We start from the raw sequence: 24,732 nt of genomic DNA, 5'->3' as shown, positions 1-24,732 counted from the left end.
TACTGTTTTAAACTCAGACAATTCATTACAAATTGTAATTGGCTAATCTTATTTATTATATTTGCAAACTTTTGAATATTTATGAGGCATTTTACCGTATTAATATTAAGCATTTTAAGCGTTCATTTAAGCCACTCCCAAATTCACGAAATAGGAGTTTATTTGGGTGGCAGCAATTTTATAGGAGATGTAGGTGCCACCAATTATATATCACCAAACCAACTAGCCTTTGGCGGTGTTTACAAATGGAACAGAAGCCCAAGGCATTCTTACCGTTTTTCTTTAATATTTAGTGACTTAAAAGGTGTAGACTTAGATTCGGATGACCCTAGACGCATACAACGCGGCTACGAATTCACCAACCCTGTTATAGAGCTGTCGGCTGGAATGGAATTCACCTTTTTTGATTACGATTTGCACACAGGTAAAAAAATAGCAACCCCTTATTTATATTCAGGTATTAGCGCAGCACATCATGACAATTTTTATTTTGCCAATGGCGTTAGGTTCGATGGCGGAGGCTCTAGCTGGGCTTTTGGAATTCCTATGGCCTTGGGATTTAAAACAACGTTTATAGGACACCTTAATTTAAGTGCTGAAATAGGTGCACGATTTACCTTTTCCGATAGAATTGACGGTAGCGCTCCCAAGGATCCAGACCTTCAGCACTTTCGCTTTGGTAATATAAATAATTATGATTGGTATGTGTTTTCGGGTGTTACCTTAACATATACTTTTGGAATAAACCCTTGTTATTGCCCAAATTAAATGGATTTAAAACAACAAATAGCACTTGACAAGCTACCCAAACATGTCGCCATTATTATGGATGGCAATGGGCGCTGGGCCAAACAACGTGGGATGTTGCGTGCTTTTGGACATGAGAATGGCACCAAGGCCGTTAGACAGGTTGTTGAAGCAAGTGCCGAACTTGGCATAGAAAACTTAACCCTCTATGCTTTTTCCACCGAAAACTGGAAACGTCCAAAATTGGAAGTACAAACCTTAATGAAACTATTAGTCGCCTCTTTAAAAAAAGAAATAAAGACACTTAAAGAGAACAACATAAAACTTTGTGCTATAGGCAATTTAAGCACACTCCCTTCAAAAGTCCTAAATGAATTGAAAGATGTTATGGATGCTACCAAGAACCATAACAGAATGACCTTAACATTGGCTTTAAGTTATGGTTCTAGGGAAGAATTGCTAAACACTGTTAAAGAAATTAGTATTAAAGTTAAAAATAATATAATTTCGCCCGAAAATATTGATGAATCAATTATAAATGAGCATCTTTATACGCATAATTTACCAGATGTAGACTTGCTTATAAGAACCAGTGGCGAACAACGTATAAGCAACTTTTTGCTTTGGCAAATTGCTTATGCCGAATTATACTTTACCAGTATACTTTGGCCAGATTTTAAAAAGCAACATTTACATGAAGCTATTATTGAATATCAAAAAAGAGAACGACGATTTGGGAAAACAAGTGAACAACTTAGCTAAAATTTTACCTTTGACAACATATTTAAAGTACTGCATTACCTTATTACTATTTATAGGCAGCTTCAATTTTCAAGCGCAAGAACAAGCATTTTCCAGTGGAAAAAAATACGTTTTAGGGGACATTTCCGTTTCGGGGAATACCAAATTTGAGGAACAAACCATTATTAGCTACTCTGGTTTAAGAAAAGGAAAAGAAATCATGATTCCCGGCAAGGACATAAGCAAAGCCATAAAAAAGCTTTGGGATTCAAAACTGTTTGGTGACATAGAAATTTATATTGCTAAAATTGAAGGCAATGTCGCCTCCTTGGAAATTAAACTTTCCGATTTACCCCAGCTTAATGAACTAAAAATTAATGGTGTAAAAAACAGTAAAAAAGAAAGTATTATTGAAGAAAATAAGCTAAAGAAAGGCGTTAAAGTAACTGAAAACCTAAGGACCACAACAAAAAATTTCCTTGAAACCAAGTACAAAAAACAAGGCTTTTTAAACACCAAAGTACACATCAATACTATAGACGTTAAAGACTCTATAGAAACTTCCAGGGTTAATATGGTACTTAATATTGATAAGGGTGAAAAGGTAAAAATAAAAGACATTACATTTGAAGGCAATTCGGTTTTAAGTGACAAAAAGCTTAGAAAAAGCATGAAGAGCACCAAAAAAATAAACCGCCTGCGCTTACTAAAACGTTCTAAATTTATAGACTCAGCCTATCAGGCAGATTTATCGAAAGTTATTGAAAAATATAAAGAAAATGGGTATCGGGATGCACGCATTGTATCTGACAGTTTAATAGTAAACGACAATAAAACTATTTCCCTTAAAATTGATTTAGAAGAAGGCAACCTATACACCTTTGGAGACATTAAGTTCATTGGGAACACCGTATATACAGATGAACAATTAAATAGATTATTGCGTATCAAAAAGGGAGATATCTACAATGGTGTTTTACTGGAAAAGCGTATCGCAGATCCTACTAAACCTGATGCCTTTGATATTACAAACCAATACCAAAATAACGGTTACCTATTTTCACAAATAAACCCAGTAGAAGTTAGTGCCAACGATAATGTTATCGATATGGAAATACGTATAACCGAAGGAAAACCAGCCTACTTTAACAGTGTATCGGTTGTTGGCAACGACAAAACAAACGATCACGTTATATACCGGGAAATACGAACCAGACCGGGACAGTTATACAGTAAGGCCAATGTTGTTCGTACTGTTAGGGAACTGGGACAGTTAGGCTTTTTCGATGCTCAGGAAATATCGCCTAACTTTAACAACCCAAATCCGATAGAAGGCACCATAGATATGGAATATGCTGTTAAAGAAACTGGATCTAGCCAAATTGAATTGCAAGGTGGCTATGGTGGTGGTGGTTTTATAGGAACGCTAGGACTATCGTTTAACAACTTTGCCATTAAGGATATCTTTAAAAAAGACGCTTACAAACCTATCCCTATGGGAGATGGCCAAAAATTGGCGCTACGTTTACAAGCCAGTCGTTTTTACCAAACTTATAGTTTCTCTTTTTCTGAACCCTGGTTAGGCGGTAAACGACCTGTCCAGTTTTCGACATCCATATCACATACCAAGCAATTCTTATATGACTACGTAACCCGTAACGCCGATAAAAGCAGAAGCTTTAATATTACGGGGATTACCTTTGGTTTAGCAAAACGATTAACAGTACCTGATGATTATTTCACATTATCGCAAGCCATTAGCTACCAACGCTACGATCTTAACAATTACAACACTGGTCTGTTTACCTTTGGAGATGGTTACTCTAACAACTTATCCTATACGGTGGGCTTAAGTAGAAACAATACCCAAATAGATCCTATTTATCCAACTGGCGGTTCAAACTTTGGTGTTACAGCTAAGTTAACAGTGCCTTATTCTTTATTTAATGGTGTAGATTATACCACACTTAAACAAGATAGGGATGAAGCCTTTGATATTATTCAAAACTTCGGTTCTCTTTCTAACCCAACACCAGAACAAACCAGCGCCTACAATCAGGCTCAAGAAGACCTTCCAAGAATTGACCAGGAACGTTATAAATGGTTAGAGTTCTACAAAATAAACTTTAAAGGCGATTGGTACGCTCAAATTGTAAAAGACTTGGTATTAAAACCTAGCGTAGAATTTGGTTTCCTTGGGGCCTATAATAACGACAGGGGAATTATACCTTTTGAACGTTTCTTTCTAGGGGGTGATGGACTAGGAACTTACAGTTTAGATGGCAGGGAAGCCATTGCTTTACGTGGGTACCCTAACCAATCACTGTCTGATAGAGATGGAGGGACTATCTATAATAAATTTTCATTGGAATTACGTTATCCAATTACCCTGAAGGCTTCTGCTAAAATATATGCATTAACCTTTATTGAAGGCGGTGCATCGTATAATAGCTTTAGGGATTACAACCCCTTTAGCCTTAAACGTTCTGCTGGATTGGGTATTCGCATTTTCATGCCTGCCTTTGGCTTGTTGGGTATCGACTTCGGACATGGTTTCGATCCGTTACCTGGAGAAACTCAAAAGAATGGTTGGGAAACCCACTTTATAATTGGACAACAATTTTAATGTGCCGCCCTATGTTTAACAATTTAAAAGGAAAAAGTATAACAACAAAACATGGAATTTTAGAGAATATTTTATGATTACTACGGTCTGTTTTGCCAATTGGAAAACTAGAAAAATTTAATTTGGCATGATATTTTCTAATATTTGTTTGATGATTTGAAAGAAGAATTAAAATTTTTAAGGTTAAAAAACGTTAATTTTGAAATGAGTAATTCAAAAAGTGACAGTACCTAGCTAATAAATCATCTGTCGTTTTTAGAATTTATAAACCAATAAATAATAAAAATATCTAACAGATGAAACGTGCATTAAAAAAATTTCAAATCCAACGAAATAATATATGTGAGTTACATGTGACCAAACAGCCAAATGCGTACAACCACATGAAACATAACGTTCTTTTTTTACTGATAACCCTTTTTATTTCAAGCTATTCTTTGCATGCTCAAAGAGGCGTTAGGATAGGTTACATAGATACCGAATACATTCTTGAAAACGTTTCCGAATACCAACAAGCTACCGAGCAACTAAATGATAAAGCGCAAAAATGGAAAAACGAAATTGAAGTCAAATTGTCTGAAGTTGAACAAAAACGTAAGGACCTTAGCAATGAAAAGGCGCTTTTAACAAAAGAACTTGTAGAAGAACGCGAAGAAGATATTTATTTTGAAGAAAAAGAAATCTTAGACTATCAGCAAAAACGATTTGGACCCAATGGCGATTTAATGCTTCAAAAGAAGCAGTTAATGCAACCCATACAAGATCAAATTTTTGCAGCTGTTCAAGACATTGCAGCAAGTAGGAAATATGATTTCATTTTTGACAAATCGGCCGATGTGGTCATGTTGTATTCGGCAAAACAGTTCGATTTAAGCGAACAAATTTTAAGGAGCATAACAAGAGCATCCAAGCGTAAACAAGTACAATCTAAATCGGAACGCAAAGCTGCTGAAGAAGAAGAATTGGTGCCAGAAATAAACGAAGAGCTGGAGGAACGTGAAAAAGCATTGAAAGAAAAGCAAGAAGCAAGGGAAAGTGCCATTGAAAAGCGTCGACAAGAAATTTTAGATGCACGTGAAGCCAAGAAAAAAGAAGCCGAGGAAAGACGCCAGAAAATATTGGATGAACGCGAAAAAGCAAGACAAGCAAAGCTAGATGCCAGAAGCAAATTGGAAACAGAAACAGCGGATAAAAAACCCGAAGCCCAAGCATCTGAAAGCACGAAAACCGACGGAGAAACAAAAACTAGAGAACAACTCTTAGAAGAACGTAGACAAGAAAAATTAAAGGAACGAGAAGCACGAAAAAAAGAACTAGAAGAAAGAAGGAAGAAAATTTTAGAAGACAGACAAAAAGCAAGAGACAGTATAAACAACAATTAATAATTTATAACACATTAATACTATTTTAAAAATGAAACAATTAAAAACAATTTTATTAGCAACTGCATTATGTATAGGAACCGTAAGCTTTACACAAGCTCAGAGTAAAGTTGCTCATATAAATACGCAAGAATTAATTCAGGCAATGCCGGAGATGAAAGCTGCCCAAACACAAATAGAAACTTTAGGTAAAACATACCAAACAGATATTCAAGCTTCTATTACCGAATTCCAAAACACTGCTAAACAATACGAAGCCGAACAAGCCACAAAAACAGAAGAGGAAAATCAAAAAAGAGCACTTGAGTTACAAGAAAAAGAGCAACGTATTCAAAAATATAGAATGGATGCGCAGCAAGATATGCAAAAGAAGCAAGAAGAGTTATTAAAGCCTATCACAGAGAAAGCACGCCAAGCCATCTTAAAAGTGGGGAGAGCACAAGGTTATGAGTATGTCTTGGATTCTTCTCTTGGTGTAACAATCCTAGCAGACGGTAAAAATTTGTTAGATGATGTTAAAAAAGAATTAGGTATTTAACTATACCCCTTCTAAATCATAATTAAAATAATTTAAAAAGCTACTTAATCAAGTAGCTTTTTTACTTTTGTTAAACCATGAACAAACAACCTATTGGCATCTTCGATTCGGGTGTAGGAGGAACTTCTATATGGCAAGAGATCCATAAACTCTTACCTAATGAAAACACTATTTATTTAGCTGATAGTGCCAATGCTCCTTATGGTCCAAAAGGCAAAGATGCCATTGTTCAATTAAGCATCAAAAACACCGAATTATTACTTAGCAAAGGCTGTAAATTAATTGTTGTAGCATGCAACACCGCTACTACCAATGCCATAAAAGTACTTAGGGACTCTTATAAAACTCCTTTTATTGGTATTGAGCCTGCTATTAAACCGGCTGCCTTACAAACCAAAACCAATGCCGTAGGCATACTGGCAACAAAAGGCACTTTAAGTAGTGAACTTTTTTCCAAAACATCTGGGTTATTCGCATCAAATATAACAGTTGTTGAACGTGTAGGAGAAGGCATTGTAGAACTTATAGAAAAAGGGGCATTGCATTCAAAAGAAATGAGGCACCTCCTTAACATCTACTTACAACCTATGATAGAAGCCAATATAGACCATCTCGTTTTAGGGTGTACCCATTACCCCTACTTGATCCCCTTACTAAAAGAGATGCTTCCTGAACACGTTAAAATAATAGATTCTGGAGCAGCCGTAGCCAAACAAACCAAAGCCATTTTAAAACAACACGGTCTATTAAACATAGTAACGCTTATGCCTGAAAACCTTTTTTACACGAATGGAGACCCAGCAATAATGACCTCGCTTTTAAACGCAACCCATACCGCAGAATACTTAGACTTTTAAATGAAAATAATGGACGTTTAAAGTAATTCTAGTCTTCTTTAAACCAACCTGAATATTTAATGTAATTATTAGCAATACGGTCAATCTCACCAGAAATCAATTCAGGAGAAATATCTTTTACTTTTTTTGCTGGAACCCCGGCATAAATACTACCGGCCTCAACATGGGTATTTTGTAATACTACGGCTCCGGCTGCAATAATACTGTTACTTTCAATCACACAATCGTCCATAACAATACTCCCCATACCTATTAAAACATTATCATGGATTGTACAACCATGCACAATAGCATTATGCCCTATGGAAACATTATTCCCTATGGTAGTTGGCGATTTTTGGTAAGTAGCATGAATAACAGCACCATCTTGGACATTTACTTTATTACCCATTTTTATAAAATGAACATCGCCACGAATTACAGCATTAAACCAAACACTGCACTGATTTCCCATACTCACATCGCCTACAATGGTAGCATTTTCGGCCACATAGCAATCCTCTGGGATCTGTGGGCTTTTTCCGTTTACCTCTTTAATAACTGGCATAATTATTAGTTTACCGCAGGACAGTTACAATCAAAACGCTCGCGTTTACAATCAAAATTGTACCCTAATGTAAGTTGGTGAAAGCCACCATTACTAAATACAATGGAATTCGATTGGTAAGTATAATTATAAGCAAACATAAACTGATTGATGTTAACGCCCAACATGGGGGAAAATAATTGTAATTTTTGACTGCTTACACCAGAGCCGTCCAAGTACTCCGCACCATCAAAACTTCTTCGATAAGACAGGCCTCCCCAAACTTTGCCAAAATCCATCTTCTTGTACACTTTCGCATTAATATCGATGGAAGCCTCTTTAGTACCATCTTTGTACTGAAACATTAAGGAAGGCTCATAACTCCATTCGCTTCCGTATTTACCAAACACGTATCCAGCCGATACTAAATAACGCCTTAAGTTACTGGTAATTTCTACATCATTATTAATCCCAGAATTCTTAAGCAAATTCTTAACTGTAGCATGGGCATAAAAATCTAAATAATGGTACGAAAAACCAAAATCAATATTTAAATTGGTGTCGCTTAAAACAATCCCAGAAACCCGGGGATCAAATCCTTCTGCAAGAAACGTTGTTTCATCCAACTTATATTGAATGAACCCAACACTCAAACCAAAGGAAAGCATATTTAAATCCAATTCACTTCTCGAAAACATCAAGTGATGCGCATAGGTTGCATAAGCCCCTGTTTGAGAATGGTAGCCATTCTTATCGGCATACACTATCCCTCCCAAAGCCGACTGTGAATCACCTACCCGACCATTAATACTTAAGGTTAAAAGCTTAGGTGCATCTTCGTGCCCAAACCATTGTTGCCGAGCAGTTAACCTAACTTTAGAACAGTTTGCTACACCTGCCATTGACGGGTGAATCAAATAATAATTGTCTGTAAGATAATCGGTGTAAACCGGAAGGCCTTCCTGCGATTTTGCGTTATGGCTAAACAATAAAAGGATTGTTAGTATAAAAAGAGGTTTTAGTTTCATATAGTTTGGTTCAGGACTTTATCCTTTTAAATGTAAATTACTGACTCATAAAAACTTAAACACAATAATTTAAAAAACATATTGTGTGTTTTTAACGTTATTGTCAAGTACAACAAAACTCAAATATATGGATATCTATAGTTTTCTTTTAGTATTTTTACAAAAAAATTAAAAATGAATACTTTTAAGGTTTCCATACAGGAAACATCTAATAATGCTATCATAAAATTTGAGTTAAATCAATTCATAACAAAGCACGAGAGCTTTGAGTTCAATAACATAGATGAAGCAAAGCTATCCCCTTTGGCGCAACAGTTATTCTACTTACCTTTTGTAAAGAAGGTATACATTTCCAGTAACTTTATTGCTGTTGAACGTTACAATATTGTAGAATGGACGGATGTTAAAGATGAAATGTCCGAACAAATTGAAGCCTATTTAAACGATGGAGGCATTGTAATTGAAGCCTCTGCCAATGCAGCAAAGAAAGTACCGGTAACCGTATATGCCGAAAGCACTCCTAATCCTGCTGTTATGAAATTTGTGGCCAATAAAAGGATTGTTACTTCTTTATTTGAATTTACTTCCATTGATGATGCCAAACTATCCCCCCTGGCAACAGAACTATTTCACTTTCCATTTGTGAAGCGTGTTTTTATTGACGAGAATTATGTGTCGATTACCAAATACGATATGGCCGAATGGCAAGATATTACCATAGAACTTCGCGAATTTATACGAAGCTATATTGAAAATGGTAAAGAGGTCGTTTTACCTAATGCTGCTGAATCATTAGAAAAAACACCTACACAACTGGACAACCAATTTGAAAACTTAGACGATATCTCTAAAGAAATTATAAACATCCTTGAAGAATATGTAAAACCTGCAGTAGCTAGCGATGGAGGCAATATTCAGTTTATTTCCTATGATGCAGAAAGCAAAAATGTTAGTGTTTTGCTACAAGGGGCCTGTAGTGGTTGTCCGTCTTCAACATACACCTTAAAAAGTGGTATTGAAAACATGTTAAAAGAAATGCTACCTGGAAAAGTTGAAATGGTAGAAGCTATTAATGGCTAACCCCTTTAGCAATTTTATATTTCATTTTATAAACACCAAAAACATGCAAAGACAGTCCTATATTATATTATTATTTTTTACAGCACTTTTCAATTGCAAAAGTCAAACATCAGAAGAAATGGAATATAAATACACCAATGCCTTAATAAATGAAACCAGTCCATACCTGTTACAGCATGCCCATAACCCAGTAGATTGGCATCCATGGAACGAAAACACCTTAAATAAGGCTAAACAAGAAAATAAGCTCATGCTAATAAGTGTAGGATACGCAGCTTGCCATTGGTGTCATGTTATGGAACATGAGAGCTTCGAGGACAGCCTTGTGGCCCAGGTAATGAATAAGAATTTTGTTAATATTAAGGTTGACAGAGAAGAACGCCCTGACGTTGATCAGGTGTATATGAACGCTGTACAACTTATGACAGGGAGTGGAGGTTGGCCCTTAAATGTTGTTGCACTACCTGATGGCAGACCGGTGTGGGGAGGTACCTATTTTAAAAAGGAACAATGGCTTAACGCCTTGGATCAAATTTCTAAACTCTACCTTGAAAAGCCTGAAAAACTCCATGAGTATGCCGACAAACTGGAACAAGGTATTAAGTCTTTAGATATGGTGACCCTGAATACCGATGAACCTGTTTTTGAAACGCAATTTATTGCAGATGCCATAAACAATTGGAGCAAACAATTCGACCATAACGATGGTGGCTTAAATAGAGCGCCTAAGTTTATGATGCCTAATAATTACCATTTCTTATTACGGTATGCCTATCAAAATAATGATAAGGCCTTGCAGGATTATGTAAATACTACCCTAACAAAAATGGCTTACGGTGGTGTTTTCGACCATGTGGGAGGTGGGTTTTCAAGATATTCTGTTGATGCTATTTGGCATGTACCCCATTTTGAAAAAATGCTTTACGACAACGGTCAGTTAGTAAGCTTATATGCCGATGCTTATCTTACAACTAAAAATGAACTCTACAAGGATGTTGTGACTCAAACTTTAGACTATATAAAGCAAGAGATGACTACCAAAAATGGGGCTTTTTACTCTTCATTGGATGCCGATAGTCATAATGCTGAGGGTGAACTGGAAGAAGGTGCTTTTTATGTTTGGCAAAAAGAAGAACTGAAAACACTTCTCAAAGACGATTTCGATATGTTCTCAGACTATTACAACATTAACCCATATGGTCTTTGGGAGCACGAAAACTACGTACTTATTAGAAAAGATGATGATGTTTCCCTAGCCCAAAAGCATAATACTACAATTGAAACCTTAAGAGAAAAAGTTAATACATGGAAAACCATTCTTTCTAAAGAACGCAATAAAAGAGAGCGTCCCAGATTGGACGACAAAACATTGACCTCTTGGAATGCCATTATGCTTAAAGGTTATGTAGATGCCTACCGCGTTTTTAAAACATCCGACTATTTACAAGCTGCTGAAAAAAACGCAAACTTTATAATTAATAATCAATTACGTGAAGACGGCGGCTTAAACCATAATTATAAAGACGGTAAAAGTACCATTAATGGCTATCTTGAAGATTATGCTACAACAATTGATGCCTTTATTGCGCTATACGAAAACACCTTAAACGAAACCTGGTTAACTACAGCACGAGACTTGGCTAACTATGCCTTCGATCATTTTTATGACGATAATAGCAAAATGTTCTTTTTTACCTCGAACAGTGATGCTTCTTTAGTTTCCAGAAGCATAGAATACCGCGATAATGTTATTCCGGCAAGTAATTCCGTAATGGCCAAAAACCTATTTAAATTAGCGCATTATTTCGACAATGAACATTTTAGTAAGACTGCTATGACCATGCTCAACAATGTTAAACCCGAAATGCAAGAATACCCTTCGGGGTACTCCAATTGGCTTGATTTAATGCTAAACTACGCAGCACCTTATTATGAGGTTGCCATTGTAGGAAAGGATGCAAAGCAAAAAATTGCTGAGCTTAACAATAATTATGTCCCCAACAAGTTAATAGCGGGGAGCCTTAAAGAAAACAACTTACCGTTGTTAGCAAACCGATACAATCCGCAAGCAACCTTAATTTATGTTTGCGTAAATAAGGCATGTAAAATCCCTGTACAAGAAGTAGATCGAGCCATAAAACTGCTAAAAGAGTAAACATTATTTTCTTTTACGAAGTACAAACATTAATCATTTTAAGTGACTATTTCCTATATTATTGGGTCGTACTTAATATTGGTTCAAAAAAGAAATTTGACTATTTTTCACTTATAACTTTAAATAACGCATTGAAGTGGTTTAAACTTCATAGTAACAATTCTTATTTTTAAACAATACATTATCAAATAGACACTATGGAAATAACAGAATTAAAAAAATGGACAACCATCCTAATTGAATTTGCAACCGAATACGGATTAAAGGTTATAGGCACTATTGCCGTTTGGATCATTGGTTCCTGGATTATTAAAAAAATCCTTAAAGCCACCAAAAAAGTAATGCATAAGAGCAACTACGATGAAAGCCTTCAAAGGTTTCTCCTTAACCTTACAAGCTGGGGCTTAAAAATCTTACTCATCATTACTCTTTTAGGTACTCTGGGTGTCCCTACCACATCTTTTGCTGCCATTTTAGCCGCTGCAGGTCTGGCAGTTGGCATGGCTTTACAAGGCTCTTTGGGTAATTTTGCCGGCGGTGTGTTGATTATGATCTTTAAACCTTTTAAAATTGGTGATCTCATCGAAGCTCAAGGTGAAATAGGAGTTGTTAAAGAAATTGAAATATTTACGACCAAGCTAACTGGGCTTTCCAACAAAGAGATTATTATTCCAAATGGTGCCTTATCTAACGGAAATATTATCAATTACACAACCGAAGGTACACGTCGTGTCGATTTGGTTTTTGGTGTTGGTTACGACTCAAACATAAAAAAAACGAAAGAAGTACTGATGCAAGTTCTAAAAGACCATCCAAAAGTATTACAAACTCCCGAGCCTACTGTAAATGTATTGGAATTAGCCGATAGCTCTATCAACTTTGCGGTAAGACCTTGGTGTAATGCCGAAGACTATTGGGCGGTTTATTTTGGAATTACAGAAAATACGAAAGAAGCACTTGACGCCGCAGGCATTGAAATTCCTTATCCGCATCAAGTAGAAATACAAAAACAGGGCTAATTTTTCTTAGGCTTCATTGCTACAAAATCTTTTAAATAATAAGGTTCAAAATAGGCGACATCTTCGGTGTCGCTTATTTTATATTTATTAAAAGCCAATAGCCCCATTTCATTCGCCGACGGCAATTTATTTTCAACAAATACAGCATTGGGGTGCGATATCAAAGTCTTTGTTTTCTCTACGCCATTTCCAATAAAATAAACTTTACCTTTTTCTAAATAACTGCTAAAAGCAGATTCATCTAATACCTGGGCTTCGGTAGCCCTGATTTGATTGTGGTTAGCATCAAAAACAGCAGAATACACTTCCATACGTCTTGCATCCAACATAGGAACAATGACACCTTCATCACACTTTACCTGATGCGCCAATGCTTCCAATGTTGCTATAGAAATCAAGGGTTTGCCCAATGCAAAGCATAATCCTTTTGCTGCGGACACCCCAATACGCAACCCTGTATAAGATCCTGGTCCCTTGCTTATAGCAACGGCTTCAATAGCCGTTAACGGCACCTCGGCTTCTTTTAATACGGTATCTATATAAACATGCAAACGTTCTGCATGCGAATAACTCGTATCGTAGTCTTCTTTTAAAACGAGGGTTTCCCCTCCCTTTGACAAGGACACCGAACAATTAGTTGTTGCTGTTTCTATGCTAAGTATGACTGGATTCATTTCAACTTATTTATTAGTGACTGCAAAACTATCATTTTGTTTGCACTTTTACACGCTTAATCTTTGTCCACTCCTAAAAATCAATGAAAGCCACAAATACTAATGCGCAATAAGGGTTTTCCCCATATAAAAATCCAGCACTTTCGTTTTAAATACAAAATCGTACTTAGCATTTATTAGGGAAGATTGTGCATTTATTAAAGCGACTCGAGCTTGTTCTAATTCATAAGCAGTCATACTCCCTATGTTATAACGTTCTTTCGAGTTGTTAAAGGCCAATTCTTGTGAAGCCAACGATTTTTTTGCAGCTTCAAAAGCCTTAAATGCAGCCTGGGCATCTGTAAAGGCGCGTTGAATATTGGACTCTACCGTTAATTTAGCCTGTTCTAAATCTAACTGTCGGTTCTTTTCTTGAATTTTAGCTTTTGCTACAGCCGTTTTATTCTGAAACTTTGAAAAAATGGGAATATTTAAATTCAATGAGAAACGATGACCTTTATTATCGTTCAACTGACTTAAAAACTCAGATTCATTATCGGTTAAATTAGAATAAAATGCACTTGTACCAAACCCATAGCTTAAACTTACCGAGGGGTAATAGCCACTTTTTGAAATTTCCGTACCTAATGATGCCTTTTCAATATTCCGTTCTGCTAAGGTTATTTCCTGCCTATTACTCAAAGCATGGTTTAACACCGGGGTTACGGTTTTATACAAAAGTGCTTCAGATGGCGTATCAACAGCAATCATTTCTACATTGAACCCTTCAAATGGAACTTGTAATAATTGCGATAAGGACAACAAAGCCAAATTATAATTGTTTTCGGCTACCGTAACATTTTGCGAATCCCTGCTCAAGGTAGCTTCGGCATCGTAAATATTGGCGCGCGGTTGTACGCCTGCATCAACAAGTCCTTTAACCTGATCCAATTGTTTAAGACTAAATTCATATTGTACTTGGGCTATTTCTAAATTTTCTTTGTTAAACAAAACCCTTAAATAGGCGTCAACAACATTTAAGGATATATCATCCTTTATTTTGCTTAGCTCTAGGTTTGTCGTTTCTAAATTGAGTTTAGATAATTCATATGAGTTTTTTATTCTAAAACCATTAAAAACGGTTGCCGAAGACCCAACACCAAAACTTGTAGAGTGACTGGTTCTATTAACAAAACTACCAGTAAATAATTCGGTTTGCCCCAAACTTACACTATGTGAAGCACTAGCACTTAATGATGGTAAAAACTGTCCTTTAGCCGCTACAACATCTTGCTCGTCTATTAATAATTGATTTTCTGTTCGCTTTACGGTAATATTATTATCTAAGGCATGGGTAACGCAATCTTGTAATGACCACTTTTTTTGTTGAGAGAACACAGCCATGCTTGCAAAGCACAAACCTATCAACATCCTTTTTTTTAATTGCATCATAGTAGTTAATCTAAATTTATTAGTTTCTGCGACCTCTTCGTTCTTCTTCGCCTTCTTTAGAAGCCTTATTCCACACTTTTATTTTATCGCCCAATTTCACGCCTTCTACTATTTCTACATTGATCCCATCAGACAACCCCAAGGTTACATTTTGCTTCTTATAAGCACCTTCTTTCTCTTGTATTTCCACAAAAGGCTTTTCTGTTATTCTATTGTACTGGAGCAATGCTTCCCTTATTGCCAAAATACTGTCTTTACTCTCTATATCAATCTCGGCATTAGCACTATAGCCTGCCCTTATGTTTGTAGTAGAATCAATAACAACATCTGCTTTAATAGTAAATTGCACCGCTCCATTTTCTTCAATTCCCTTAGGTGCAACAAAGGTTAGTTTAGCAGGAAATTCTTTATCATTTATGGCCCCAAGTATCACTTTTATTTGTTTGCCCTCTTCCAATTTTCCTACTTCGGCTTCATCTACCTTACCTTCAAAAATCATCATGCTCATATCGGCTATGGTAGCAATTGTAGTCCCTTCATTAAAATTATTGCTCTGGATCACCTGATCGCCTTCACGTACTGGTATTTCCAATATGGTTCCCGGTATTTGGGCTACAATATTTGTATTGGCCGAACTTCCTCCTGAAATGGATCCTCTTTTTATGATTTGATAATCATTTTGTGCTTGAGTCAAAGCCTCTTTAGCCTGATTAAAGGCCAATTCACTATTTTCAAAAGCCTGCTTTGAAATAACTCCCTTTTCAAATAGCGTCTTATCTCTTTCATATTGTACTTTGGAGTTTTCGTATGACAATTTTGAGGAGCTAATTCTACTTTTGGCACTTACAAGACTCTGCTCGTTGGGAACAACCCTAATTTGGGCAATCAAATCTCCTTTTTTAACCACATCGCCTTCTTCAACCAATATCCTGTCTACAATTCCTGAAATTTGCGGTTTCAATTCTATTTCTTCTTCTGGATTCAGTTTCCCTGTGGCCACAGCCTTTGTATTTATAGACGTGTAAAAAGGTTCTTCAACACTGTATTCTTCTATATCTTTAGTATTGGCATCCTTAAAATACTTCAATACAATAGCCAATAGTATAATGGCTATAATTACGAAACTAATTTTTACTGTTTTATTCATATTTTTAACTATTATTCTTCTCTTAATGCTTGTATGGGTTTAACACTAGTTGCTTTAAAGGCTGGGATGAGCCCGATTAAAGTCCCTAAAATCACTAATATTATTAAGGCTATAAACACAATTGCTATGGAAACGGAGGCATTGACAATAACGGCTTCAGTTCCTTGTCCGAAAAAATGATCGAGCGCAATTAAAATCCACCCACCTGTTATAATACCAAATAAGCCTGCTACCAACGTTATAAAAACTGCCTCTAAAACAATTTGTCTTTTTATCTCAAACGGTGTCGCCCCCAAAGCACGACGAACACCAATTTCCTTGGTACGTTCTTTAACCGTGATCAATAAAATATTGCCTATAGCAAAGACCCCCGCAATAAGGGTTGCAATACCTACAAACCATGTTAAAAATTGCATCCCAATTAAAAAACCTTTAATTTTTGCAAACTCCTTTCCCAAATTAAAACTCCCAAAAGCACGATTGTCTTCAGGATGGATTCTATTTAAGTTTTTAAGTAGCAATTTTGCATCCGTTTCGATTTGTTCAATACTATATTCTGGTTTCCCAGTAATCATCATCCATCCTATACTATCGCCTTGATTGTATACCTGCTGAAAGGTTGTAAATGGTATATGGATATCTGATGAAGGTCCCATATTACCATTTCCGTTTTCGAACATCCCAATTACCTTAAAACTAATTTGGTTAACCTCTATATATTCGCCTATAGGGTTTTTATCCTTTTCAAACAGTTGTTTATATACCTCTTCAGAAATTACGGCTACTTTTTTATTGTCATCAATATCGTTTTGGTTTATAAACCGCCCATATATTAATTTTTTCTTTTGTACTTTATCCAATAGAGGGTAATCGCCATTAATAGCAAAACTCCCCGAAAGAAAGTTTCTAACAACGGTGGCTTGGTTTCGATTTCTTGGAACGACAAACTCAATACCATCGATATTATCTTCTACTTTCTTTGCATCCGACAGTGATAACCTAACCCTTTTTCCTTCCTGAAAGCCCTTAAACGGTTTGCTAGTATTCTGTCCCCAAATAAAAACACTATTGGTAGCAAAACTTCCAAACAAACGATTAAAGGAATTCTCTACGCCTCTGGCCGATCCCAAAAGTCCGATCAATAATAAAATACCCCACCAAACACCTACCATAGTTAAGACAGACCGTAGTTTGTTTTTGCTAAAACTATCGTAAACCTCTTGCCAAGTATCTCTATCGAATAAAAATCTAAACATAATCAATCGTCTCTTAAAGCTACTATGGGTTTAATTTTTGAAGCTCTCTTCGCTGGGAAGTACCCTGCAATACCTCCTGCAATTATTAATGTTATGGTAGCACTAATTACCAAACTGGTACTAACGGCCGGATCTTTTATAAAATAGGCTTCTAATTTAGGCCCTACAACTTCCAAAACGCCCATTCCAATCAATAATCCTACGTAACCCGCTATGGCTGTAATAAGAATGGACTCAATTAAAATGATGGAAACGATTGATCTTGGCGATGCTCCCAATGCTTTACGTATACCTATTTCCTTGGTACGTTCTTTAACTATAAAAATCATGATATTACTAATACCAACAATACCTGCTATTAAAGTACCAAAGCCAATAATTAGAATAATACTTGTTAAAGCTAAATTAAACTGGTTTACTTTTTTTGAATCGGCTGCCAAATTACGGACCCGAATAGCCCTTTGGTCACTTGATGCTACCAAAAACCGTTCTTTTAGTTTCCTTACTAATGAACTACTAAAGGCTAAAGCTTGGTCGTAATTCAATTCTGGGTTATAGGTTAAGTTAATTTGGTCTATATAATCGTTGTTACCATAGACTTGTTGTGCCGTAGTAATGGGCATATAAATAAGCCGCTCTTCATTATCGCCCCCATCATCTGTAAACACCCCAACTACCTTATAAGGAATACCACTAAGATTGATATATTTACCCAAAGCACTTGTTCTTAAAAACAAGTCCTCTTCTACTAAACGACCAATAACAACTACTTTGGTAGCATTGTTTAAATCATTTTGATTGATGTAACGGCCTTCTTTTATTTTAGTTTTTTCCAAGAACTGATGATCTGGGTGTACTGCCCTTACACTATAATTGTTCTGTTCATTTCTAAAGGATGCATTTATATTCTTATACACACGTCCGGTAATAAATTCTACCTTATTGTTATAAGTTTCTTTTATATAATCGTAATCTTCATTTTTGAATTGAATGCGTCTACCAGCTTGAAGTCCTTTGCTAGCTTTGGTTGTTCTTCCTGAATTAATAAATATGGAATTGGTGGCATCATCTCCAAAGGCTTCTTTAAAAGTATTTTTTAAACCATTGGCAATACCGAACAGAATAGCAAATAACAGTATGGCAAATGCCACTGTAAAACCCGACAATAAGCTTCTGGTTCTATTCTTATTTATACTTTGAAAAATCTCCCGCCAAAGATCCAGATCAAACATATGCTGAGACTCTTTCTTGCTGAACTTTTTTATCTTCCATAATAACGCCGTCTCGCAACCTAACAATTCGCTTACACATATTGGCGATATCCTCTTCGTGCGTTACCATTAAAATCGTTTTTCCTTCGTCGTTTAATTGTTGGATAAACTCCATGATTTCATAAGACGTTTTGGTATCTAAAGCACCTGTAGGCTCATCTGCCAATAAAAGCTTAGGATTAGCTGCCAAGGCCCTTGCTATAGCTACACGTTGATTTTGCCCACCCGAGAGCTCTTTTGGTAAGTGTTGTGCCCAATCGGCCAAACCTACTTTTTCAAGATGAAACATGGCCAATTCTTGACGTTCCTTACGCTTCATTCCTTGATAATACAAGGGAAGTGCAACATTCTCTAGGGCATTTTTATAGTTTATAAGATTAAACGACTGAAAAATGAACCCCAAAAATTTATTTCTGTATACTGCTGCTTTTTTCTCTGTAAGGTCTTTAATTGGTAATCCGTCCAAGATGTATTCGCCAGAATCGGCTTCGTCCAACATCCCAATAATATTAAGTAAAGTTGATTTTCCAGAACCGGAAGACCCCATAATCGCTACCATTTCTCCTGATTCGACCGTAAGATCAATACCTTTTAAAACATGTAAACTGGAATCGCCAATGGGATACGATTTGTGCAATTGATGAATTTCTAACATTTTTTGATTGATTTATGTAAGTCTTAAGACTTAACGATTAGACTGATAAAACAAAGAAATGTTACAAAAATTGTTCCGAAAACTTTTTATTACTTTTTTAACGTATTGAATTTCCTATAAATCAAATACCCAACTCCTCCAATTAGAATATATGGAATGGCCATTAAGTATACAATCCCATCATTGATCCCCTCTGCTGTACCCTGTCCTTGTTCGCTTTCTAAAACAGCACGACACATGGCACATTGCGCATCAACGGGTAAAGCTAACATTAATAGCAAAAACAATAGTATGACCGTTTTAAACTTAAACATAATATGGCGAAATCATAATATAAACAACAACACCTGTAATTGCAACATACAACCATAACGGAAATGTAATCTTTGCAATTTTTTTATGCTTTTCAATATTATTTGTGATGGCTCGAACATAGGTTATTAACACAAAAGGAATAACAACAATTGATAACAGAATATGCGTTAACAACACAAAATAATAAATATATTTAATGAGCCCTTCGCCTCCATACTTTGTAGAATCACTGGTCATATGATAAGCAACATACATTACCAAGAAACACACAGAAAGCATAATTGCAGAGGTCATTAACCGCTTGTGCAGTATGATTTTTTTATTTCGAATGGCAATAAATGCTAAAATCAACACGGTTGCTGTTAGCGCATTTATCGATGCATAAATAGGTGGCAAAAATGTTAAAGGCTCTACATTTGGTATTTTAACCCCAAACAAGATTGCAACCACTAAAGGGATGAGGACCGACAATACAACAATCCACTTGTTATATTTCTTTTCGTCTTTAATATTCTGAATGCTATTATTCATCAAGTAATTTTTTTATATCCTCTTTTAGTTTACTAATTTCCTCCTCTACACCTTCATCATCTACCTGCTCTTCTTCGGAAATGACGCCTCTATAATAAATTATGGGATTACCAAAATTGTCTTTTCGCGACCGGATGTATCCATTCTTATCTATAAGGGCAAAATTTCCAGAGTGCTCAAATCCGCCAGCAGCAGTTTCTTCTTCGGCGGCATACAAGTTAAAGCCTTCATTTGCTAACTTGTATATGGCATCCTTATCTCCTGTCATTAAATGCCAATTGGGATTGGATATATTATATTGTTCTGCATAAGCCTTGAGAACGGCTTGTGTATCGTGATCTGGGTTGATAGTAAAGGAAGCCACACCAAAATCTCTGAACGTCTTAAATTCATTTTGAATTTGAACAAGGTTGGCATTCATCTTAGGACAAATAGTTGGGCATGTTGTAAAGAAAAATTCGATTACATACACTTTGCCTTCATAATCTTTATTACTAACAAGCTTACCGTCTTGGTTTACAAAGGAAAAAGACGGAACTTTTTTTCGTTTTCCATTAATTTCGATAAATGCCAAATCTGCCGCTGCCGCTTTTTTGTCATCTTTAAAATTACTTCTACTCTCATTTCTTGTAACATCGTTGTTAGTAATTCTATCAATAATTTTCGGGATAAAAAGTATCCCAAATACTAAAATAACAAAGGCAATTCCTATATACGAATAGTTAGTTTTCTTCATTGTTTTTATTTAAATCATCGGCTCTTCTCGTAGAAGAATCAAAATTTCCTTTACGTTTTTGTCTATATTCTGTAAATAAAATGCGCATGTCTTCACTCATCTTATTCTTGATTTCTGCTACTTCAATACAGTTGTAAGCATACATTCCATAAACAAGTTTATTTTTTGCCAACTCGTTATCATTTCTATCATCAAGCCGCCCTCTCTGGTTTAAATCTTTATCTATTATGAATACAGCGTCTGTGCCAAGCTCTGCATCAAGTTGCATATGCGCCTTCAAACTATTGAATAATTGACGAATATCTTGTGGGCTACCAAACACAAAATGCCAAAACCTTATATCTTCATACGAAGCAATCTCCTGTTTTAATTCACTAACAGCTTCCTGTGTCCCATCTGGCATTACAATGACCACTTGAAAACGTTTAAACCCTTTAAACTTATCATAAACCAGTTCTTTTAGGTTTGAAGCTGTAATAACCCTAGTCATTGGTTGGCTACCAAAAAATCCTAATACCGTAATATGATCTTTAAGAAGCACATCACTTTCTAAATCTGAAGAAAATGGCTGTAGATCGCCTACCGCTTCGTTAACAATATCCAAAGGAGTATAATTGTGGGTCGCTGGATATAAGAACAATAAAAAAGTGACAGGGAGAAAAAACAAAATTCCCAAAACCACATACCGACCTGCCTTTTTGTAATCCATTAAAACAAATGTATTTATTGTATTTGTAACACCTTGCAAAAATAAAAAAGGTGGTTATTAAAACCACCTTAAATCTATCTTTTTAACACTACTTTAGTGTGTTATTTAAAAATCTCTTTTTACAAATCCATCGCTATAGACATTGAAAACATAACCGCCTTCTTGCAATAAGATAAAGATTAAATATAAAATTAAAAATATGGATGTCCATACAACTGCGCGTCTTAACCCTTTAGTTTCATCGCGCATGTGCATAAAATCCCAAGTAATATAATAAGCCTTAACTACGGTTAAAATAATGAAAATCCAATTTAAAAGTTTCATCCCTAAAACTTTGATCATTGACCATTCTGGTTTTACAATACCCAAACCAACCTCGACAGCAGTAACGATTGTAAGTAAAATTAAAACGCCCCAGATTTTTTGAGTATTCGATTTAAATTTAATTAAACCTCTTAGTATTTCTAACTTATGTGCGTGTGCCATTTTAAATTATTTTTAAAAATTAAACTAGATAGAAGAATGTAAATACAAATACCCAAACTAAATCTACAAAGTGCCAGTACAAACCAACTTTTTCTACCATTTCGTAGCTTTTACGTCTTTCGTAAGTTCCTAATACCACATTAAAGAAAATAATGATATTAATAACAACACCGGAAAATACGTGAAAGCCGTGAAAACCAGTAATAAAGAAAAAGAAATCGGCAAATAACGGCGAACCATACTCATTTACCTGTAGATTAGCACCTTCTACGACCAATTTACCATTATCTTTTAAAACTTTTAGGGACTCGCCTCTGGAAAGCACTGTTTTCTCTCCATGCTCATTTATAATCTGTGTTCTTACTAAAACATTATCATGCGATTCTAAACCTGCTACAACCTCTTCTACTGTATATGTAGGCAATGTCCCTTCACTTACAAACCACAAACCACTTTTACGCTCATGCTCGGTTCGCGCTTTAGGCCCTGCTGTTACAAAATCCCTTAGGGCAACACGATGCCCATCGGTATCTACAAACTGTAAAATATTACCCCCTTTTGTCTGAACAGCACCATAATCACCTTTTATAAAGGTCGCCCATTCCCAAGCTTGAGACCCCACGAAAATAAGTCCTCCTATAATAGTTAAGAACATATAAAGTGTTACTTTGGCTTTATTTAGATGATGCCCTGCATCTACAGCAAGTACCATAGTAACAGATGACATAATCAATACAAACGTCATGAATGCCACATATATCATTGGTAATTCTTGGCCGTGCAAGAACGGCACGTGCGTAAACACCTCATCGGCTATTGGCCATGAATCAATAAATTTAAATCTCGAAAATCCGTAGGCAGCTAAAAAGCCAGAGAATGTCAATGCATCTGAAACGATGAAAAACCACATCATCATTTTACCATAACTTGCCTTTAAAGGCTGATTCGCCCCTCCCCAGGTTTTACCTTCTGTTCCAGTATTCACAACTGTAGTACTCATATGTAATGGTTATTTTTTAAAAAGTTGCACAAAAATAATCAATTTATTCATCTAATGAAACATCCCTTACTAAATTTTAAAGACTCTAAATAAAGCCATTTGTGAGATGTTATTCAATAGGTATAAAAAGCGTTAAATTATCTTATAAAATATAAAAACAAAAAGAGGTAAACCCAAAGCGCATCTATAAAGTGCCAAAAGGTTGCTGCCAGCTCTACACCTAGCATTCTTGCTGCATTATATTTATGTTTAAAATGATTAAAAATTACTACCAGCAAGCAAATTAACCCAACGACAACATGCAGGATGTGCACTACAGCTATTAAATAAATGTAAGACATGGTTACATTACTTGTTGGCCCTGTAAAATTATATCCTAGATCAATAATTTGCTGAAATCCTAAAAACTGATATGCAATAAACACAATTCCCAAGACAAAAGTAACTACCAACCAAAGGCTAGTTTCTTGTCTGTTACCTATTTTTAAAGCGCGTTTAGCCAAAATAAACGTTACACTACTTATTAAAATAATGATTGTACTAATTACAAAAGCATTTGGCAACTGAAAATCCTTTAACCAATCGGGACGTGAACTGCTTACCACAAATGCACTTGTCCACCCTGCAAAGGACATGATTAGTGAAATAATACCAAACCAAAGCATCATTTTTTTTGCGCGCCCTTGCTTTTCTTCAAAAGTACCTTCTGTTAAATCCATTCTTATCTTATAAATTTATCGACAACGTAAACTATTTGTACCAATGTAATATACGACACACTAGCTAACATTAATTGCTTAGCTGCTAATTCTGTCATTTTTTTAAACAACTTGATGGCATAATACAACATCCCCAGTCCCAAAACAAATACAACGCAAGTTGCTACTATGGATAAACTCAAAGTTCCTGTAAATCCGAAAACTGGGATTATAGAAACCAATAAAGTCCATATAGTATACATAATAGTCTGTACTGCCGTACCTTTATCTTGTTTACCTGTTGGCAACATGTAAAATCCGCCTTTTTTATAATCCTCGAACAAAAACCAACCTATGGCCCAAAAATGTGGGAACTGCCAAAAAAACTGTAAAGCAAACAAAGTTCCTGGCTCAATACCAAAATCGTCGGTAGCTGCAACCCATCCTAACATAAATGGAATAGCTCCCGGAATGGCTCCAACAAAAACAGCCAGAGGTGTTTTTGTTTTTAAAGGTGTATAGACACAGGTATATAAAAAAATTGAAATTGCACCGAACATAGCCGTTTGCTTGTTGATACTGTACAATATAATAATTCCAAGAAGCGTAAACACAGATGCAATTATAAATGCTGTAGTAACCGTCATACGTCCAGAAGGGATAGGCCTATTTTTAGTACGCTCCATTAAAGCGTCCAGGTCTTTTTCTATAATCTGATTGTATGCATTAGAAGCACCAACCATAAAGTATCCTCCAAAAGCCAATAACACCAAAGTCTTTAAATCGACTACATCGACACCTAACATATAACCGGCAAGCGAAGAAAAAACCACACTTAATGCCAATCGCATTTTAGTTATTTCCTTAAAATCTGAAATCACAGAATGTGTTGCTAATGAAGATTTTGAATACCCCAATGTTATAGTTTCTTAAGCGCTTTCGTTTAGCGAGTGCAAATATACTTTATAAAAGCAATTTGAGCAATTGTAAGCTAATATTAATTATTTTTTAGTACATGACAAAAATATAATTCATTGACTATCAGCAAATTAATCGCTTGAATATTAGGTTAAAGCATTGATTTTCAGTATATTAGAATAATAATTCGACCTATTTATCTAATG

25 protein-coding genes are annotated in these 24,732 nt (G+C 35.7%); 9 read left to right on the top strand and 16 right to left on the bottom strand.

Translation table 11 applies throughout. The annotated features are described in order from the left end of the window. The first annotated feature begins 81 nt into the window (after positions 1 to 81). The 6 genes from porG to murI all read left to right on the top strand — a co-directional run bounded on the left by porG (position 82) and on the right by murI (position 6,891). Positions 82 to 768, top strand: coding sequence for a type IX secretion system protein PorG (gene porG, locus JF259_RS14720; protein WP_199116358.1), 687 nt, complete (start codon positions 82 to 84; stop codon positions 766 to 768). Further along, positions 769 to 1,509 carry an isoprenyl transferase gene (locus tag JF259_RS14715; protein WP_199116357.1) on the top strand — a complete coding sequence of 247 codons (741 nt, stop codon included), beginning with the start codon at positions 769 to 771 and terminating at the stop codon, positions 1,507 to 1,509. Beyond that, entirely contained in the window at positions 1,442 to 4,114 is a 2,673-nt protein-coding gene (locus JF259_RS14710) for a BamA/OMP85 family outer membrane protein (protein ID WP_199116355.1), read from the top strand. The genes JF259_RS14715 and JF259_RS14710 overlap by 68 nt, the downstream gene beginning before the upstream one ends. A gap of 296 nt (positions 4,115 to 4,410) precedes the next feature. Next, positions 4,411 to 5,496 (top strand): OmpH family outer membrane protein, encoded by a 1,086-nt coding sequence (locus tag JF259_RS14705; RefSeq protein ID WP_317192094.1) that lies wholly within the window; start codon positions 4,411 to 4,413, stop codon positions 5,494 to 5,496. Positions 5,497 to 5,527: 31 nt separating this feature from the next. Further along, positions 5,528 to 6,034, top strand: coding sequence for an OmpH family outer membrane protein (locus JF259_RS14700; protein ID WP_199116353.1), 507 nt, complete (start codon positions 5,528 to 5,530; stop codon positions 6,032 to 6,034). A gap of 77 nt (positions 6,035 to 6,111) precedes the next feature. Continuing rightward, on the top strand, positions 6,112 to 6,891 hold the full coding sequence (gene murI, locus JF259_RS14695) for a glutamate racemase (RefSeq protein ID WP_199116351.1): 780 nt from the start codon (positions 6,112 to 6,114) through the stop codon (positions 6,889 to 6,891). 28 nt (positions 6,892 to 6,919) lie between these two features. Here the strand turns inward: murI and JF259_RS14690 are convergent, their stop codons facing one another. Together JF259_RS14690 and JF259_RS14685 are read right to left on the bottom strand one after the other, a co-directional pair. Continuing rightward, a complete protein-coding gene (locus tag JF259_RS14690) occupies positions 6,920 to 7,438 on the bottom strand; it encodes a gamma carbonic anhydrase family protein (protein WP_199116349.1) in 519 nt (172 codons plus the stop codon). Positions 7,439 to 7,443: 5 nt separating this feature from the next. Beyond that, positions 7,444 to 8,445 carry a PorP/SprF family type IX secretion system membrane protein gene (locus JF259_RS14685; protein ID WP_199116347.1) on the bottom strand — a complete coding sequence of 334 codons (1,002 nt, stop codon included), beginning with the start codon at positions 8,443 to 8,445 and terminating at the stop codon, positions 7,444 to 7,446. A gap of 174 nt (positions 8,446 to 8,619) precedes the next feature. Here JF259_RS14685 and JF259_RS14680 point away from each other — a divergent pair, with 174 nt between their 5' ends. The 3 genes from JF259_RS14680 to JF259_RS14670 all read left to right on the top strand — a co-directional run bounded on the left by JF259_RS14680 (position 8,620) and on the right by JF259_RS14670 (position 12,699). Further along, entirely contained in the window at positions 8,620 to 9,525 is a 906-nt protein-coding gene (locus JF259_RS14680) for a NifU family protein (protein WP_199116346.1), read from the top strand. A 118-nt stretch (positions 9,526 to 9,643) separates the two neighbouring features. Continuing rightward, the gene (locus JF259_RS14675) at positions 9,644 to 11,680 is read left to right on the top strand and encodes a thioredoxin domain-containing protein (RefSeq protein WP_199116344.1); all 2,037 of its coding nucleotides are present in this window, start codon (positions 9,644 to 9,646) and stop codon (positions 11,678 to 11,680) included. A 197-nt stretch (positions 11,681 to 11,877) separates the two neighbouring features. After that, complete coding sequence (locus JF259_RS14670) at positions 11,878 to 12,699, top strand: mechanosensitive ion channel family protein (RefSeq protein WP_199116342.1); 822 nt, start codon at positions 11,878 to 11,880, stop codon at positions 12,697 to 12,699. On the opposite strand, the gene tsaB is transcribed toward JF259_RS14670, so the two are convergent. The 14 genes from tsaB to cyoE form a co-directional block, all read right to left on the bottom strand. Then, positions 12,696 to 13,373, bottom strand: coding sequence for a tRNA (adenosine(37)-N6)-threonylcarbamoyltransferase complex dimerization subunit type 1 TsaB (gene tsaB / locus JF259_RS14665; protein ID WP_199116341.1), 678 nt, complete (start codon positions 13,371 to 13,373; stop codon positions 12,696 to 12,698). The genes JF259_RS14670 and tsaB overlap by 4 nt on opposite strands. Positions 13,374 to 13,472: 99 nt before the next feature. Continuing rightward, positions 13,473 to 14,804, bottom strand: a complete 1,332-nt coding sequence (locus JF259_RS14660) for a TolC family protein (RefSeq protein WP_199116340.1) — start codon at positions 14,802 to 14,804, stop codon at positions 13,473 to 13,475. Positions 14,805 to 14,823: 19 nt separating this feature from the next. Next, a complete protein-coding gene (locus JF259_RS14655) occupies positions 14,824 to 15,951 on the bottom strand; it encodes an efflux RND transporter periplasmic adaptor subunit (RefSeq protein ID WP_199116339.1) in 1,128 nt (375 codons plus the stop codon). 11 nt (positions 15,952 to 15,962) lie between these two features. Then, on the bottom strand, positions 15,963 to 17,207 hold the full coding sequence (locus JF259_RS14650) for an ABC transporter permease (RefSeq protein WP_199116338.1): 1,245 nt from the start codon (positions 17,205 to 17,207) through the stop codon (positions 15,963 to 15,965). A 2-nt stretch (positions 17,208 to 17,209) separates the two neighbouring features. Further along, complete coding sequence (locus tag JF259_RS14645) at positions 17,210 to 18,439, bottom strand: ABC transporter permease (protein WP_199116337.1); 1,230 nt, start codon at positions 18,437 to 18,439, stop codon at positions 17,210 to 17,212. Next, positions 18,432 to 19,133, bottom strand: a complete 702-nt coding sequence (locus JF259_RS14640; protein ID WP_199116336.1) for an ABC transporter ATP-binding protein — start codon at positions 19,131 to 19,133, stop codon at positions 18,432 to 18,434. The genes JF259_RS14645 and JF259_RS14640 overlap by 8 nt, the downstream gene beginning before the upstream one ends. 89 nt (positions 19,134 to 19,222) lie before the next feature. Next, positions 19,223 to 19,447 carry a hypothetical protein gene (locus JF259_RS14635; protein ID WP_233164314.1) on the bottom strand — a complete coding sequence of 75 codons (225 nt, stop codon included), beginning with the start codon at positions 19,445 to 19,447 and terminating at the stop codon, positions 19,223 to 19,225. Beyond that, a complete protein-coding gene (locus tag JF259_RS14630) occupies positions 19,440 to 19,979 on the bottom strand; it encodes a DUF420 domain-containing protein (protein ID WP_199116334.1) in 540 nt (179 codons plus the stop codon). Before JF259_RS14630 ends, JF259_RS14635 begins: the two co-directional genes overlap by 8 nt. After that, the gene (locus JF259_RS14625; RefSeq protein WP_199116333.1) at positions 19,972 to 20,715 is read right to left on the bottom strand and encodes an SCO family protein; all 744 of its coding nucleotides are present in this window, start codon (positions 20,713 to 20,715) and stop codon (positions 19,972 to 19,974) included. The genes JF259_RS14630 and JF259_RS14625 overlap by 8 nt, the downstream gene beginning before the upstream one ends. Beyond that, on the bottom strand, positions 20,702 to 21,424 hold the full coding sequence (locus JF259_RS14620) for a dolichol-phosphate mannosyltransferase subunit 1 (protein ID WP_199116332.1): 723 nt from the start codon (positions 21,422 to 21,424) through the stop codon (positions 20,702 to 20,704). The genes JF259_RS14625 and JF259_RS14620 overlap by 14 nt, the downstream gene beginning before the upstream one ends. Before the next feature lie 105 nt (positions 21,425 to 21,529). Continuing rightward, a complete protein-coding gene (locus JF259_RS14615) occupies positions 21,530 to 21,910 on the bottom strand; it encodes a cytochrome C oxidase subunit IV family protein (protein WP_199116331.1) in 381 nt (126 codons plus the stop codon). A gap of 19 nt (positions 21,911 to 21,929) precedes the next feature. Further along, entirely contained in the window at positions 21,930 to 22,910 is a 981-nt protein-coding gene (locus tag JF259_RS14610; protein ID WP_199116330.1) for a cytochrome c oxidase subunit 3, read from the bottom strand. Positions 22,911 to 23,047: 137 nt separating this feature from the next. Next, a complete protein-coding gene (locus JF259_RS14605; RefSeq protein ID WP_199116329.1) occupies positions 23,048 to 23,629 on the bottom strand; it encodes a cytochrome c oxidase subunit 3 in 582 nt (193 codons plus the stop codon). 2 nt (positions 23,630 to 23,631) lie between these two features. Then, the gene (cyoE, locus tag JF259_RS14600; protein ID WP_199116328.1) at positions 23,632 to 24,525 is read right to left on the bottom strand and encodes a heme o synthase; all 894 of its coding nucleotides are present in this window, start codon (positions 24,523 to 24,525) and stop codon (positions 23,632 to 23,634) included. Positions 24,526 to 24,732: the final 207 nt, after the last annotated feature.

Source organism: Snuella sedimenti (assembly GCF_016428595.1).
In the GTDB taxonomy this organism is placed as follows: Bacteria; Bacteroidota; Bacteroidia; order Flavobacteriales; family Flavobacteriaceae; genus Snuella; species Snuella sedimenti.
Note: the sequence above shows the minus strand (reverse complement) of the source record. Positions and strands in the feature narration are given on the sequence as shown.